The sequence below is a fragment of the Methylophilus sp. DW102 genome, from assembly GCF_037076555.1.
Lineage (GTDB): Bacteria > Pseudomonadota > Gammaproteobacteria > Burkholderiales > Methylophilaceae > Methylophilus > Methylophilus glucosoxydans.
The window spans coordinates 749,503-764,797 of sequence record NZ_AP029023.1 but is presented as its reverse complement, the minus strand read 5'-3'; the positions used below and the strand labels follow the sequence as shown (position 1 = coordinate 764,797).

Annotated in this window: 15 protein-coding genes; 1 reads left to right on the top strand and 14 read right to left on the bottom strand. The window is 52.1% G+C overall.

From position 1 onward, the window contains the following. Positions 1-26: 26 nt before the first annotated feature. The 4 genes from AACH41_RS03625 to epsA form a co-directional block, all read right to left on the bottom strand. Complete coding sequence (locus AACH41_RS03625; RefSeq protein WP_338656797.1) at positions 27-1,727, bottom strand: ShlB/FhaC/HecB family hemolysin secretion/activation protein; 1,701 nt, start codon at positions 1,725-1,727, stop codon at positions 27-29. Positions 1,728-1,969: 242 nt separating this feature from the next. Then, positions 1,970-3,397, bottom strand: a complete 1,428-nt coding sequence (locus AACH41_RS03620; RefSeq protein ID WP_338656794.1) for a hypothetical protein — start codon at positions 3,395-3,397, stop codon at positions 1,970-1,972. An 81-nt stretch (positions 3,398-3,478) separates the two neighbouring features. Then, positions 3,479-4,306, bottom strand: coding sequence for a PEP-CTERM sorting domain-containing protein (locus tag AACH41_RS03615; RefSeq protein ID WP_338656792.1), 828 nt, complete (start codon positions 4,304-4,306; stop codon positions 3,479-3,481). 264 nt (positions 4,307-4,570) lie between these two features. Next, positions 4,571-5,401 (bottom strand): XrtB/PEP-CTERM-associated transcriptional regulator EpsA, encoded by an 831-nt coding sequence (gene epsA / locus AACH41_RS03610; protein ID WP_338656791.1) that lies wholly within the window; start codon positions 5,399-5,401, stop codon positions 4,571-4,573. Between the two features lie 264 nt (positions 5,402-5,665). On the opposite strand from epsA, the gene AACH41_RS03605 reads away from it, so the two are divergent. Continuing rightward, a complete protein-coding gene (locus tag AACH41_RS03605; protein ID WP_338656790.1) occupies positions 5,666-6,313 on the top strand; it encodes a lytic transglycosylase domain-containing protein in 648 nt (215 codons plus the stop codon). On the opposite strand, the gene AACH41_RS03600 is transcribed toward AACH41_RS03605, so the two are convergent. The 10 genes from AACH41_RS03600 to AACH41_RS03555 are packed head-to-tail and all read right to left on the bottom strand — an operon-like array spanning position 6,310 to position 15,290. Continuing rightward, a complete protein-coding gene (locus AACH41_RS03600; protein WP_338656789.1) occupies positions 6,310-6,837 on the bottom strand; it encodes a type II secretion system protein in 528 nt (175 codons plus the stop codon). The two genes, AACH41_RS03605 and AACH41_RS03600, sit on opposite strands and share 4 nt — an antisense overlap. 23 nt (positions 6,838-6,860) lie before the next feature. Continuing rightward, positions 6,861-7,253 (bottom strand): prepilin-type N-terminal cleavage/methylation domain-containing protein, encoded by a 393-nt coding sequence (locus AACH41_RS03595; protein WP_338656787.1) that lies wholly within the window; start codon positions 7,251-7,253, stop codon positions 6,861-6,863. Beyond that, on the bottom strand, positions 7,240-7,746 hold the full coding sequence (locus AACH41_RS03590) for a type II secretion system protein (protein WP_338656786.1): 507 nt from the start codon (positions 7,744-7,746) through the stop codon (positions 7,240-7,242). Before AACH41_RS03590 ends, AACH41_RS03595 begins: the two co-directional genes overlap by 14 nt. Continuing rightward, positions 7,746-9,773: a secretin N-terminal domain-containing protein gene (locus AACH41_RS03585; protein ID WP_338656784.1), complete on the bottom strand. Its 2,028-nt coding sequence runs from the start codon at positions 9,771-9,773 to the stop codon at positions 7,746-7,748. The genes AACH41_RS03590 and AACH41_RS03585 overlap by 1 nt, the downstream gene beginning before the upstream one ends. Then, a complete protein-coding gene (locus AACH41_RS03580) occupies positions 9,770-10,420 on the bottom strand; it encodes a hypothetical protein (protein WP_338656782.1) in 651 nt (216 codons plus the stop codon). Before AACH41_RS03580 ends, AACH41_RS03585 begins: the two co-directional genes overlap by 4 nt. Beyond that, complete coding sequence (locus AACH41_RS03575; protein WP_338656780.1) at positions 10,410-11,027, bottom strand: hypothetical protein; 618 nt, start codon at positions 11,025-11,027, stop codon at positions 10,410-10,412. Before AACH41_RS03575 ends, AACH41_RS03580 begins: the two co-directional genes overlap by 11 nt. Next, positions 11,024-11,602 carry a hypothetical protein gene (locus tag AACH41_RS03570; protein ID WP_338656779.1) on the bottom strand — a complete coding sequence of 193 codons (579 nt, stop codon included), beginning with the start codon at positions 11,600-11,602 and terminating at the stop codon, positions 11,024-11,026. The genes AACH41_RS03575 and AACH41_RS03570 overlap by 4 nt, the downstream gene beginning before the upstream one ends. After that, the gene (locus AACH41_RS03565) at positions 11,586-12,428 is read right to left on the bottom strand and encodes a hypothetical protein (RefSeq protein WP_338656777.1); all 843 of its coding nucleotides are present in this window, start codon (positions 12,426-12,428) and stop codon (positions 11,586-11,588) included. Before AACH41_RS03565 ends, AACH41_RS03570 begins: the two co-directional genes overlap by 17 nt. After that, positions 12,409-14,121 (bottom strand): GspE/PulE family protein, encoded by a 1,713-nt coding sequence (locus AACH41_RS03560; RefSeq protein ID WP_338656775.1) that lies wholly within the window; start codon positions 14,119-14,121, stop codon positions 12,409-12,411. Before AACH41_RS03560 ends, AACH41_RS03565 begins: the two co-directional genes overlap by 20 nt. Continuing rightward, positions 14,118-15,290, bottom strand: a complete 1,173-nt coding sequence (locus tag AACH41_RS03555; RefSeq protein WP_338656774.1) for a type II secretion system F family protein — start codon at positions 15,288-15,290, stop codon at positions 14,118-14,120. Before AACH41_RS03555 ends, AACH41_RS03560 begins: the two co-directional genes overlap by 4 nt. Positions 15,291-15,295 lie beyond the last annotated feature (5 nt).

The window sequence follows — 15,295 nt, the reverse complement described above, 5'->3', positions numbered from 1 at the left end:
AGAAACTTCAATTAACTACTCTGCTACTACCAATCAAAACCGACTTTAAAATGCAATCGTGTATCTCCACTCTCAGCCATGCCAGCAGGCTTGGTTGGTGCAGTACGTCCGTTATCCAATATCCAGCTGGATTGCAAAACACGGGCAAAATCCAGACGCATGAATATGCCTTGAGCCGCTTTCATATCCAGCCCAAAACCATAAGAAGACAAAATGTAGCGCTCGATTTGGGAGAACCTGTCATCTGGCTGGATATCTGGATTGCGGGTTCTGGCCAGACCGTAGTCATAAAAAGCCAGCAAACGCATTTCCTTTACCCAGGAACCGGCATATTTTTGCAAAGGGGGCGACCTAAGCTCAGTCGTGAAATTGGCACCGACATCGCCCAGAGCACTGGACTCTTGAAATCCGCGTACCGTATCCAGACCACCGATGAAATATTGCTCATTTGAAATCAACGCATCGCCTGTTACCTGTCCGCCTATAGAGCCATACCACTGCCACTGCTGCGGCAAAGTTTGCGTGTGCTCAAACTGGCCTCGCAAGTAAGAATAATTTGGACGCGCGAAGGATCGTCTGGCGAAAAACTCTCTGTCATCACTCACCAATCCTTTAGTCGCGAAGATAAAGTTCAGATCAAGCTTGGTAGTACTTTCTGGCGTAATCAGACTACCTGTATAACCAATCAAGAATGGTAAATAAGTGATAGGGTTGCTATCTAAGTCTGCGCCTAATCGACGGGTGTTTTGTTTAAAGTCCTTGTAGTCCACACCGAGGGTCAAATTATGGTTGTATGACTTAACAGGACTCGTCATAGGATGGATGTAACGCAAACCATAAATGTTACCGTTACCAATCACATTCAGGTCGCCCACGGCACTGATATCACTCTCTGACATCACGGCGTATGCTGCCCAATAGTCTCCAGCGTAAGGGATCACATAAGTGCCTGAAAACACTTTGACTTCATTGGTATCTTCTGGCGTCACCTGAAAGCCGAAGCTCACACTATGATCGCTTTGCCAGAGGTTGTCGTATCGGAGATTGCCCGCTAAGCGGGTTTTGGTGGTGTTAGGCGTGTAGCGGTTGTTGTATTCAAGACTGGCGTGCAGTGGAAATTTGTCATCCACTTTTAAATCGACTTCAACCATGCCTGGGGACTTGCCCGGACGCAGCACCGGTGCGACCACGCGATCAGGATTAATATTGACCGAAGCAATTTGTTTTTGTACGGTGGGGAAGTGCGGCACAGTCCCTTCTTTAAACTCGGTCACACGCTGCTTAATTTTACCCAGTGAGTAATACTTGGAACCAACCACACTCAAGCGCTCCACCTTGCCCTCGAGCACATCCAGCTTGACGACGCCTGCATTCACCTCTTGCTCGGGGATGGTCACAAATACTGTCAGGTAGCCTGCCTCATGAAAGCTCTGCTCTAGCGCAGTACGTGCCTTCTCGACATCCTCAATCGAGCGATGCTCACCTAGATAGGGGTAAACCGCTTTTTCTACCTCAGTGACACTGAGTACGGTATTGCCATTGACGACATATTCAAAAATATCAAACTGATCCTTGGCTGCAGTCTCCTCTACCTTTGTTTTATCACTGACTTCGGCCCCCCAGGCATTGACGGGCTGTGGCGCAGTTGACTCGGCCTCCTCTGCACAGACTGCAAAAGACCACAAGACACACACACAACTCATCACACGAAGCAACAATTGCAACACCTTTCTACTTTTAATCGCCAGAGGCACTTACTGAGGCTTGCCATTTTGAAAGCACTGCGTGTCACAAAGATGAAATACGGACTAGTCCATGACCTATTTTCATTAGTCCTTATGGGTCATTGCAGCGAGACTTTCAAGGCATAAATTGTGTTGCTGTTTTTGTGTTAAAAAATAAAAAAGCACACCCGGTTAGGGTGTGCTTTTAATCAGAATTTGCAGCTTTTGGCTGCTATATACTGAAATTAGAACAATTGTTGAGCTTGGCAGTTGTTACCGTTGCGTGAGCCTTTAGCAACCACTTGACCCACTGTGCAAGAAGAACCTGCGAATGGGTTGATTGTCAGGCCACGTGGAACTTCAGCACAATCCAAACCTGTGAATGCACCAACAATTTCGTTGATCACAGTCTCGCCAAATGTACCGGTAGCTGAGTTAGCCACAAAAGATTTCATCTCCATGTGGAAGTCATACAAACCTTGAGCCGCTGTGTAACGCGCATTGGCATCTACAGTTTGACCAGAACCAGCGATAGGCGCTTCTGGGTGTACGTTATCCAGCTTGATATAACGGTAACCATTAGAAGATGTATCTGTACGCCAGTTGTTCTCAAGAGACAATACACCGATAGCGAAACCGGAGGTAGACAATGCTGATTTGGCGTTACCAGTACCTGAACCTTCAGTGATGATCAAGGTTGAGGTAGAGTCAGCAGCGCCAACTGGAGCCAGAGCACCTGCAATCGCTGGGTCACCATTACATGGGTTACGCAAGAAGGTAGCATTTGAAGAGGCTTGCGTACCAGAAGTAGGTACCCGACGTGCCAGATTCAAGGCTGCTGTTGAGCCAGGAACCAGAATGCCTGCATTAGCTGCAGTACCACTGACGATAGAGGCATATTGTGCGTGGGAGATGCTTGGCGCATTGGCTGGCAGATAATTAGGGTCAGCACTGTCTGCCGCACCAACACTTGCGTAAATCCCTTGTGCAACTTGCATTGCACGGTACAAGGAAGTAGAGGTAGCAATACCAAACACTTGACCAACGTTAGCATTGGCTTCAGTACCGTAACCATCGGTTGAAATACCGAACAGTGCGGCCTCAACGTCGGAGAAACCACCGGCAGGCAAAGCGGTCGCGCCATCTGGAGCAGTGGCTGGCGTTACGATAGCGCAAGAACGGTAGGAAGGAATCGCAGTTTGGTTAGGCAAAGACAATGTGCCAGTTTGTGCAACACAAGCAGAGTTTGCACCCAACTTAGCAATACGACGCAGGTTAGTCGTACCGAATACGCCATCACCATCTACATCGTTTGGAATATGTGGTGCGTATGCATTAAATGAACCACCGTCAATGGTATGGTAAACCACTGAAACATTACCACCGCGCACGCAGGCATAAGCCAGGAAGTTGCTAGCTGCAGAAGCGCCAGGTCTTACTGCTGTTGTTGAAGAACCATTATTGAATACTGACAGCGTGTTTGCATCGCAACCTGCTGCAAAGCCTTGAAACACGTTGTATGTAGGGGCTGAGTTACCGGAAATCCAGGTTTCTTTCAATGTATTTGCATTGCGTGCAGTATTGATTTGTGCCTGAGTCACAGGTGCTGCCAATGCTTGACCAGCAAACAGGGTTGCAGCCACAGCCAGAAATACTTTGTTAAACTTAAACATTTTTCGCTTCCTTAGATAAAAGTTTGAATGACGGCCAGTGACCACACCAGCCGTTTTTTCATGGCTTTTGTTTAGATATTGTTAAGCCTTACGACGACGGGCAACCAAACCGATCACACCCAAACCAGCCAGCAACATTGCATAGCTATCAGCTTCTGGAACTGGAACAACGAATTCCAGCGCGCCAGTTGAAGTCATTTTGAATGAGTAATTACCGTTTGGACCGCTCAAAACGTTAAAAGCAACTGGTGAACCAGCAGCTGCACCAGTCAGCTGTTGCACAACGGTCATGCTTGAATCCAAAGCTTTCATGGAAACATGACCTTGACCATTGATACGACCTGTCGAACCGTAAGCTACGGCGCGACCTGCATAAGCTTGGGAAAGGTTGGATGAAACAACGCTAGCACCATTGTCGACAGAGTTATGATTATCCAAGGCATTATTATTGGTCATGTAGCCGTTGAAGTTAGTAATCGAAGTCTGCAACTGGTTAGAGTTAGTCAGGTTAGCACCTGATGCGTATGTAGAAATAATGCCACGTGCACCAACACCACTACCAGTACCATCAGCAGCGTAAACAGCCCATTTGGTTGTTGAAGCAGTAGCTGTGCCCCAGAACGTACTCCAGGCATTTGCGTAATCACCACCGGCCAAATCAAACGACATGGTCTTAGTCAAACCGTCAGCTGACAACACACCTGTTTTGTGTGCATCATTAACCATAGTTTGAAAAGTGTCGTAGCTGTAGCCCAGATCGAATGTCGCTGACATGTTGCTGTTGAAGTCCAGCAAAGTGAGAATCATGCTAGAGCTGCCGCTTGTTGCAAATGTCATCGCAGCTTGTGCTGGAATAGTTGCTGCGGATAATGCCAAGGCAGCAACCAATGCTTTGTATTGGAATTTCATAAACCTCTCCTAAAAATTATTTAAAACAGCTGAAAGAACAAACCACTAAATGGCGATTCAAAAAAACACAAGAATGGTGACAGGCGGGTATTACAAGGATGCGATAACTTAGTAGTCCATCAAGACTAGTCGCGACCAATGCTACAAATGCCGATCAAATCATCCCAAAAATTTTAAGAGAGGCAGATGACAACGATTGAACAAGGACTAGTCCTATCGGACTATGGAATAAGAGTATTAAAAGAAAGAATAGAGAAGAGAGATTTATTGCTTGCGGTTAATCAAGCCCAGCTTAAGCGCTTTACTGGCGGCCTGACTGCGGTTTTCGACATCCAGCTTACGCAAGATGTTCTGAACATGATTTTTGATTGTGAGCGGGCTGACCTGCATAATATTGCCAATCTCCCAATTGGTCTTGCCTGCCTGTAACCACTCCAACACCTCCACCTCGCGCTTACTGAGCGGTTTGACCCTGCCATGCTTACTGGTGGACATGATGGCAGGAGACTTATTGGACGTGACTTTGACAATCGCACAGTGCAAATGCGGCATTAGCAATTCCAGCAGATGCGCACTACGCGCATTCGCCGGAGAACTCAAACGACCAAACATCACCATGGTGGCAATCCGGCTATGTTCATTACCAAACCCATGCACTACGAACCGCTTGAGCTCAGACAACAGCATAGGCTCGGCGGCCACTTGCTCTATCGCATAGTGCGTATGCACCTGCGAGGCATGCTCAGTGGTATAAAACAATGGCGTACCTAGCTTTGCCCATTGTGTAAAAGCCTGATTCACCAGACCTTCCTGCTCGTGCAATACCAGATCAAACTGGCTATCGCCGAAATAGCGGCTAGAGGTCAGGTACTCGTAATCATAACTGGCGCGCTCCATCCCACGAACTGCAATAATGACAACCTCATGGGCAAGCAAGCATTGAAAACCACGCTGCAACCAGTTAAATAAATGTGCACGATTTTGCAGACGAAGTGATTCCTCGATCACCTCCATAAATAGCGTGCGTTGTTCCTCATTCAGTGCCAACGTCCATTGATCATTGGCCTGATCGATCCCTGTGATTGTGGTGTCCATGTGTTGCACACATTGATATTAATGTGCAGCAAGTGTGCTCAAAATTTGTGACAAAAAAATGATTGCACAGCGTCAGTTTGTTGATGAATTAATGACAACGGATTAATATGCGGACTATTCTTTACGAAGAGAAAAATTCATCAGATGAACCAGTCATCAAGTAACAGCAATGGTGATAGAAGCATTCACGCAATGAGCGCTCATTAACAATATAACCAGTCTACGTGTCTTGAGAATGTCACTTGCGTATGAGACTATTGAGAGATGCCAAACCTCGTAGTCAAATTGCGTGTATTTTTTGTGCTCACCTTACTGGTGTGCATTCCAGCACACGCGACTGAAGCGATTGAATACTTGGCCGGAAAAATTGTACTGGACCCTTCTGATGACACAGAAATTGTGATCAGCAATACCGGGGGATCGGACACAGAAACCGAACCAGTAATTGCTGACGACGGGCGCAAAACCTTGACAGGGTCTCGTTGGTCCACAGCGCAATTGCCCTATCAGGCAGAAGTACAAGCGGCGGCACAAGTCACACAACTCGAGCCCGCACTGATTCATGCCGTGATTGCTACCGAGTCTGGCTACAATGCCAAAGCCACTTCGCCCAAAGGCGCTTATGGCTTGATGCAGGTGATGCCGGCCACTGCCAAAACGCTGACCCCTACCCCAGTGCGTGCCTGGTCAGCCTCGCAGCAAATCTTGTGGGGATCCCGCTATTTAAAGCAACTCATGGACTTGTTTGAAGGCGATGTGGTGCTGGCGCTAGCGGCTTACAATGCTGGTCCGCAAGCGGTCAAATCGCATCAGCGGACGGTGCCGCCTTATGCTGAGACTCAGCAATATGTGCCTAAGGTATTGCGCTACTATCAGGTATTTAAGTCCAAACTCATCCAGCCGCTGCATTAGCGGTTGGCCCAGGCCTCTTCCAAACTGGCCAGACTATTCGGCTCGTATACAAACTTCCAGTCACTGTAATGCTTGGCCGCCTGGAAGTCGGCCTGCGCATCCTGAAAACCATTGCGCCGAATGGGCACAAGCGTAGACGGACTGTAAACGCCGATGATGCGCCCATCCCTGAGGATCAGACGCATGCCCTGCTTGACCGCAAAGGGGTCTGCGTACACTTTGCGCAGATGTCTTTTTGGCACAGGAAATCGTTTGTCTTCTAACAGCTCTTCCAGACTCGCCGGGTATTGTTTAACGGCTTGCGGCGTAGATTCATAATAGCGGCCGATTGCCAGCCGGTAAGCCTCTCCCACCTCAAGCAAGAGGGCCTCATTGCTGCGCTGGGACTGTTGCTGCCAAAGGCTGGCCGCGCCCTGCATGGCAATGGCGGCAATCGCCAAGGTGACCATGATGCCTAAATACGAAAAGCCGCGCAGGAATATGCCGCCACGCAGAGAGGTGACTGCTGGTTTAACAGGTCTCATATCAAGCGACATAGCCCTGCCTCTTACCAATCGGTATAGGCGCTGCCATCCGAAGCCTGTCCAGTCGCACTGCTATGCAAGGTATAAACGCCACCCAGCAAAGGCAGCTCTGGTGCTGTAATTACCCAGGCATCGTTATGCTCCGAGATAGGGTCCCAAGGTAATTTGTCCAGATAGCGCTTGTCCACCAGCTCCTGCAAGCTTTCAGGGTATTGCCCCTGATCGGCATAAAACTCATCCAGCGCCTTGCGCGTGGTGATTAACTGTTGTTTGAGCGCCTGCTCTTTGGCGCGTTGTACGCCAGAAAAATAGCGCGGTAGTGCCAGCGAAAGTAGCAAGGCTAAAATCGACAGCACCACCAATAACTCCACCAGCGTGAAGCCGCGCCACCGCCGCCAACGATTACCACTGCGCATAGGGAACTCCATTCAGGCCGATGCGCGGGCTCAGTGAATACACATCATAGACATCCTGGTTATAGCGCGGCTGGTCGGGTGGACTGTCATAACTACGCAAGCCCCAAGCCGCCACTGGTGCAGTGTCGTCGCGCTTGTTGAGCATGGGATCAAAAGGGATGCGCCTTAAAAAACGTAATTTTTTGTGCTTGGGGTCTTTGAGATCGTCGACGCCCTCGACCAACACTTGCAAGTTGGGCGGGTAACCGCTGGCATCTGAATTTTTTTTCACCCGCCCATCCTCCGCCGCCTTTTTATAGGCATCAATCGCGCGGCGGATATCATGCAAATGTGTACGCAACTGTTGTTCTTTTTGCCGCTGCACCGCGACTTGTATCATGGGCGTGGCAATGCTGGCCATGATGGCGATAATCACCAGCGACACCATAAGCTCAATCAACGTGAATCCACAGCCTGGGCAAGCACTAGACTGCAAGCACGCGCGTTGGCGCATCAGGGGATCTCCTTGGGCGCTGGCAAACTGGTCGTGCCCTGTTCGGGCAAGTCCCTGATATTGTTTGAAAGACCATCTGATGAGGGCGTCACTTGTGGCGCGGCGTTTGTATTGGCCGGTGTCGTGTCTGGCGCGGGTAAGGCCGGTTCGGGCGGCGGCGCAGCGTCAGGCGTATCATTGGCGGGCTCATTGGCAGGTGTGTTGCTGCCTTCATTCAACTCATTTTGCCGCTGTAACTGCAGCTCACGGATTTGCTGGCTACGCGTGAGGGTAGGCGCAACAGGCATGCTGTTCATCAGTGGTTTGTCTGAAATCACGCTGTCGGTGCCACTCCAGTACTCAGAGAAGGTGGCTTCTGGCAAAGTGACATTACTGATAACCTTGGGCGTAATCGCCAGCACAATTTCTGTTTTACTCTTGTCATCAGTATTGTTGGAGAACAGGCGGCCCAAGATCGGGATTTCGCCCAGCCCAGGTAATTTGGTTGCGTTCTTGCGCTCGGAATCCTGGATCAAGCCGGCCAGGATCTGCGTTTCGCCATGCTTAAGCCGCAGGATGGTGCTGGCATTGCGGGTACCAATATTGTAAACCTTGGAGTTATTGCTCAAGGTCACAGCCTCACCCAGTGAGCTGACTTCGAGGTTCACCTTGATGCTGACAAAATCATCCAGCATGATGCGCGGCTCAACTTCCAGCTTGAGGCCGACATCGACATAAGACACGCTCTCGGAGGTCCCTACATTGGCGGTGGTATTGGTGGTGATGACCGGCACCTTGTTACCCACCAGCACCTTGGCTTTTTCGTTATTTTTGACGCGGATGCGCGGGTTGGATAACAGATTCAAATCACTGTCTGTGGTTTTGAACTGTACGCCAGGGTTAGGGCTGACACCAATATCACTCGACTTGATGCTCTTGAGCGCCTCCAGTGTCAATGGGCTATTGAGCACCGTGAGTGAGGTGGGATAGCTGATGCCCAGTTGTTGCAACTTGCCACGCGTGACTTCCATCACCTCAATTTCGAGCATGACCTCAGGGTCGGCAATATCCTGCGCCTTGATCATTTTTTCTGCCAAGGCCAATACTTCCGGCCGGTCACGCAACACCAGCATGTTCAGGCGCTCATCGACATACACATCACGGATTTTTAAAATCGTCCTTAACATATCCGCGCACTGCTTGGCACTGGTGTTGGCAAAATAAAAGTTACGGATCAACAGGTCCTGATAGTCTTTGTTTTTTTGCTGGGTGGCCGGATACACCAACACACTGGTGGGAGACAGCACTTTTTTCTGCAAGCCGTTGCTGGCTAGCACCATCTCCACCGCCTCTTCAATTGGCATTTTCTTGACGAACACCGAGGCCTTGGTCTCGGCTTTAATGTCTTTATCCAGCACAAAATTAATCCCGGTGGCTTTGGACAATGCCTCAAACACTACCTTGATGTTGGCATCCCGCAATTCCAGCGTGACCGGTTTGTTGATGGCGGTTTGCAATTGCGGCAGGCTGGCACGTGCACGCGGCTCCATGGCCATCAGTTGCTTTTCCAGCGCCTGGGCTTCGGTATTGGTCGGTTGCTCCAACAAAATATCGCGCACTTCCTTGAGTGCCTGCTTGGGCTGGTTGATATGCTGCTTGGCAATCTCTAACTGCTTGCGCAGCACAATTTCACGATCACTAGCACGCGCATAATCCAGCGCTTTAGGTTGATAAGGATCCAGCGTCAGGATGCGGGCATAAGCTTGCTTGGCGGTGGCAATATCGCCTTTGGCATCTGCCGCAGCGGCGTCCGCCAGCAAGGCGTTGATTGCCAGCTCACGCTCGCGAAACCAGCGGTTGCGCAAAGTCACATCCGCAGGATGCTCTGCCACCTGTTGGGCCAACTCTTGGACTTTGCCTTCCGGGGTCGTCGCCGTCAGTTTGGGCGGAAACAGGCCGCACGATGACAGTACCAGCGTACAGGCAGCGAAAGACAAACTGCGTGGCACGCTTGACCATGATCGCAGACTTGGATTCAAAACATTCATTGGTTTAACATTTCTTCTGTTGGATTGTTTTCTGGCTCAACCTGACGCGTGGTTGCGGCTTTGCTTTTACTCAACACCACCCCTTTGTTTAATGGCAGGTAGGTGAAATACACCGCCTGCATATCCTCGCGGTCCAAGCGCCATTGCGTATCGACCTGAGAGCCCAGTTTGGGCATCAACATCTTTTTCTGCTGCATTAAAATCACCAAGTCGCCCCCCGGCATCTCCTTGAGACTACCGACATAGCTATAAGGCAAAGGCGGCGCCTGCGGCGGAGGCGGTGGGGGCGGCTTGACCGGGGGCGGTAACCATTCATGCGCCGCAAATAGCACATGCGCAGGCTTGCCCGCGGGTAACTGGCGCTTGAAATACGCGGCCTCTGGCATGGCTGCGGTTTCGTCTTGAGGGCTGGCAGTTTGACTGGTCGCCACACGCGCTGACGGCTGATACGTATCCGTGCGACTGTCACTGTGGTCGGCGCTGACTGGCACAGACTCAGCCACTGCTACTTTCTTGGCAGGTCTGACCGCAACCAGATCAAGCTCCGCTTGAGGCGCTGCCGACCATTGCCAGTAGACCAAGCCCAACGTCAACAGCAAGGCCAGCCAAATCACGGGCGAAGTCGAGGATTTGGCGCTAACTGCCATGCTTGCGCCCTCCCCGGATAAACACTGAAAACGTCAGCGTCGCGTCCAGCATCGGCTGCATGGTCTCGTTTTTGCGCAACTCGAGGCCAGTCAAGGCCATGGCAGGATATTGCCGCAACACATCGACAATAAACTGCCGGCAAGTTAGGTAATCGGTCTGAATATTGAAGCGCATGTCATATTGCTGAATCTCCTGCGTGGCGTCACTGGCGGCATGCAGTTGCCACTGGTAATCGCCCACATTCAAGGCCATCTGGCGTTTTTGCGCCAGGCGCGCAATCTGCATCATGCGTGGCGACAGGTCGGCAAACTCTGGTAATTGCTGCCATAAGGCGGCCAGGTATTCCGGCGCATTTTCGCTCACCTCCGGTTTGACAATGGCGGTTGAAACCGGGGCCACAGGTGCTACCGGTTGGCTCTCAAGCTGCTGGATGGCTTGCGTGAGCAAAGTAATTTGCGTGGTTGTGGCAGACTGCTGCTGCGACAACACGCCCCATAAGATCAGCAACAAGACGCTCATCAGCATGGGCAGCCAGCCAAGATACCAGGCCGCACGGCGTAGCAGCCAGACCATAGTCAGGGCCGAGAACATACGTGCCGATTTCATGGTTGCCAGCCCCCCTGAATTTCGAAGCTGACCGGGCGCTGCGGATGACTGTCATTGACCTGGTGTTTTTGCAAATGTACCTCATGCAGCGTCGTCAGGCCTTGCAAATGACTCACATAATTCAATAACGCCGCGTAGCTCTTCGCCTCGCCCGACAATACAAATTGGCCGCGATTGGCATCAGGGGTCAATTGCAACAACGCGATATCGGCGACCTGGCTTGCTTCTAGCGCCTGCAACAAGTCAAACCAGCGCACATTGAGTTGCTGCACAATTTTTTGCGCTGCCTTTTGTTGCGGCTGGCTTAATACCGCCACCGGTTTGATGTTGGCTTGACTCAGTGGATGTTGCTCGGTGCGCGGTGCAGTGCCCTGCATAGCGGACTGCTGCTCGGTCAGTTGCTGCTGCCGCTCAGTGAGTGACTGCAAGTGCGCGGTTTGCTCGGCCTCTTCGGCATAGGTGAGCCATACCGTCATCAATAATGCTGCCACCAGCGCCAGTCCTGGCCAACGCACACGTTGCCAGGCAAATAACGGGCGCGCAAAATCCATATGATACTCAGGCTGCGGCCACATGACTGACCTCCTGACGCAACTGAGTGAGTGATCTCGCTGATGGCAACAGCTGCCAGTTGACCTGGCCCGCCAAAGCTTGTTTGAGGCGATGACCGGTATTTAACGCCCTGTGGTTGCCGGGCTCGGTTACCCAGTAACACGCTGACGCCTGCACGCCCAGCAAGGTACGCTCACGCAACACCCAGTCTGCCATGGTTTCCACTGCCTGCAGAGAGGTCGCCAGCCCGGCCACATGCATAATACGCCCTTGCTCAAGCTGCAACAGCCTGAGCATTTGCGGCTCTGCGGTTAGCACGGTGCCGGTTTTGGGCAGCCGGGTGTTGGCCCACAAGGCGCAAGCATAGGCTTGCACCTGCCATTGCAGGGCATACGGACGTAACAACGCAGTCCAATCCAGTGTCTGTAACACCGGGATAGCCACCAGCAGGCTATCTTGTGGTTGGCAAACATCCTGTAAGCGGAAAGGCCAGCTACGTGCGGCTTCACCATAAGTTTGCATAAGCATGGCGCGCGCATAGGCTTGCTGATCCTGCCCGCTCCAGTCAAATGCCTGCAGACCTTGAGTCATGGCAGGCAAGCGCATCAGATGCACATGCTGGTCAGCGAGATAGAGTTCTATCTTTTGCCAGCGTGTGGCTGGCAACTGTGCCAGCACTGCCTGTAATGCTGGCTGCAGCGCAAGCGCATCTGCGCCTGACCAGGCAGTCGTCGCAAAGACAGGGGACGAAGCAAAGCCCGCCGGAATATGTTCGGCCTGCAACTGGTCAGACAACACCAGGATCCGCGTCAGGCCAAGTACGCTGAACTCAGGCAACAAACGTGACACGGTTAACCTCCTGCAAACTGGTCATGCCTTCAGCCACGGCGCTGATCGCCGCCTCGCGGATGGTACGCATGCCATTTCTGGCAGCCGCCTCTTTCAACTGGCGGATCGGCTGGCGGGCAATAATCATCTCGCGCAACTCGTCATTAAGCACCAGTATTTCGGCCACCGCTTTACGGCCTTTGTAACCCGTGCCGCGGCAATGGCCACAGCCCTGGGCATGCATAAACTGCATGCTGGCGGCCTGCTCAGCGCTTAAGCCAGAGGCACTGAGCAAGTCAGCATCCGGCACAAACGGCTCGGCACAATGCGGACACAAGGCGCGCACCAGGCGCTGGGCAATAATGCCATTCACTGCTGACACAAAATGGTAAGGGTCTACGCCCATATGCATGAAACGGCCGATGACATCGAGCACACTGTTGGCATGCACGGTAGAAAACACCAGATGGCCAGTCAGCGCCGCTTGCACGGCAATTTGTGCAGTCTCGGCATCGCGGATTTCACCCACCATAATCTTGTCCGGGTCATGCCGCAGAATTGACCGCAGGCCACGCGCAAAGGTCAGGCCTTTTTTCTCATTGACCGGGATTTGCAGCACGCCAGGTAACTGGTACTCAACCGGGTCTTCAATGGTGATGATCTTGTCAAACCCCGTATTCACCTCTGAGATGGCGGCATATAAAGAGGTGGTTTTACCACTGCCGGTCGGGCCAGTGACCAGCACCATGCCATACGGCTCGCTGGCTAATTTGCGGAATCTGGCAATCACATCGGCATCAAAGCCCAGCGCTTTCAAACTCAAGCCTTGCGCCTGCTCGGTCAAGGCCTTTCGGTCCAGCACCCGCAGTACGGCATCCTCGCCAAACGCACTGGGCATGATAGAGACACGGAAATCAATCAGGCGGCCCATGGCATGCACTTTAAAGCGGCCATCTTGCGGAATCCGGCGTTCGGCAATATCGAGTTGCGCCATGACCTTGATCCGCGAAATGGCCTGCTCGGCACTGTCCAGACCGGGGCTATTGGCGATGCTGGCCATCACCCCGTCAATCCGGTATTTCACGGCCAGACCGCCTGCATGCGTTTCGAGGTGGATATCGCTGGCGCCTGTTTTGAGGGCATCGTATAAGGTGGAGTTAATCAGCTTGACGATGGGGTTGGCATCTTCGTGAATGGACTTGAGCGAGAGCTGCATGACCAGCTCGTCCTCGCCTTCTTGCATTTGCTCACTGGGCAAACCTACGCCATCCATGGCACGCATGGTTTCTTCTTCACCGGCGAGGTAGGCGCTAATCTCCAGCCGATGTGCCAACTGCCAGACAAACGGCTGTTTTACGGCATGCTGTACCCACAACGGCAATTGGCGGTTAAACGGGTCAGCAAACACGAGAATGAGTGTTTTTTGCGCGTCATAAAACGCCAGACACTCTTTTTGCTGCGCTTCGTTATAACTGATGACTTCAAAAGCTACCTGCCACTCGCGCATATCGCGCATGGTGGCGACCGGGTAATGCAGCAAGTCAGCCAGTTGGCTCACCAGAATTTCAGTGTCCACCGAGAGCAGGTCTTCGAGCACCTCGATCACGCGCCGTTGCTGTTGCAAGGCCTGCGTTTGTGCTTGCGATAATAGTTCTGCAGAGAGCGACTGTAGTGGCTCAGCAGGCACGTGCTGATTGGGGAGAGGCTGGTTCATTGAATTTGTCCTGCCAGTTCAAAAATGGGCATATACAGCAACAGCACCACCACGCCGATCACCAGGCCAATAAACAGCATGAGCAAGGGCTCAAACAGCCGGGTAAACCAGTCTATCCAGCGTGCCAACTCTTCATCATAAAAGCTGGCGATGCGGTCCATCATTTGTGGCACATTGCCCCCGCGCTCGCCCACCAGCAACATGCGCTCGCCAATCGGCGTCGTCATGCCGTTGACCTGGAAGGCTTGCGACAGGGGTTGGCCCTGGCTAATCATGGTTTGTGCCTGCTTGAGACTCAAAGCAAGACTGCTATCCAGCAATCCTTCCAGCGAGTCGAGCGCCACCATCACTGGGGTCCCCCCCGCCAGTAACATCCCCAATGTTCGGTAAAAGCGTGCCAATTGATAGAGTTGCAGCTTTTCACCGATGGCAGGAATACGCCACAAGGTGCGTAACATCCACTGCCGCATGGCTGGATGTTTCAATAACACGACCAGCATGACCAACACACTGACCAGTAGCGTCAACATCAGCTCGCCATGCTGGGCAATCAGGCTGCCCCATTGCAGCATCAGCTGCGACATCCAAGGCAAGTCTGCCCCCGTGCCTTCGTAGACACTGCTGAATTTAGGTACAACAAAGCCCATCAAAAACGCAATGACCAAGCCGCCAACCACGATGAGCAGCAGCGGGTAAATTGACGCGCTGACGATTTTCTTTTTGAGTAATGACACCTGATTGTCATAAGCGATATAGCGAGACAAGGCATTGCCCAGGTCGCCCGTGCGCTCGGCGGCTTTCACCGTGGCGATATAGAGGGGCGGAAATACCGCAGATTGACGCTCTAGGGCCGCAGAAAAAGACTTACCCTGCTGCAGTGATTGCAAGATGCCCTGCAAAACACCGCGTGTATGATCCTGCCGCAAAGCCAGTGCATCAATGGCTTCGACGAGGTTCAAGCCGGAATCGAGCAAGGCCAGCAACTCCTGGCTGAACAAAGCCAACGGAAACGCCTGGCGCTTGGCTATTTTGCCCTGCCTTTGTGCCTGCAGCGAGACCAGCAACAAGCCTTTCGCCTTTAACTGGGCGTAAGCATCCTGCTCATCATCGGCTTGCAGCTCCACCATGGTCAGGGTGCTGCCATTCAACACTTTTGCCTGATAGTGCATGGCAT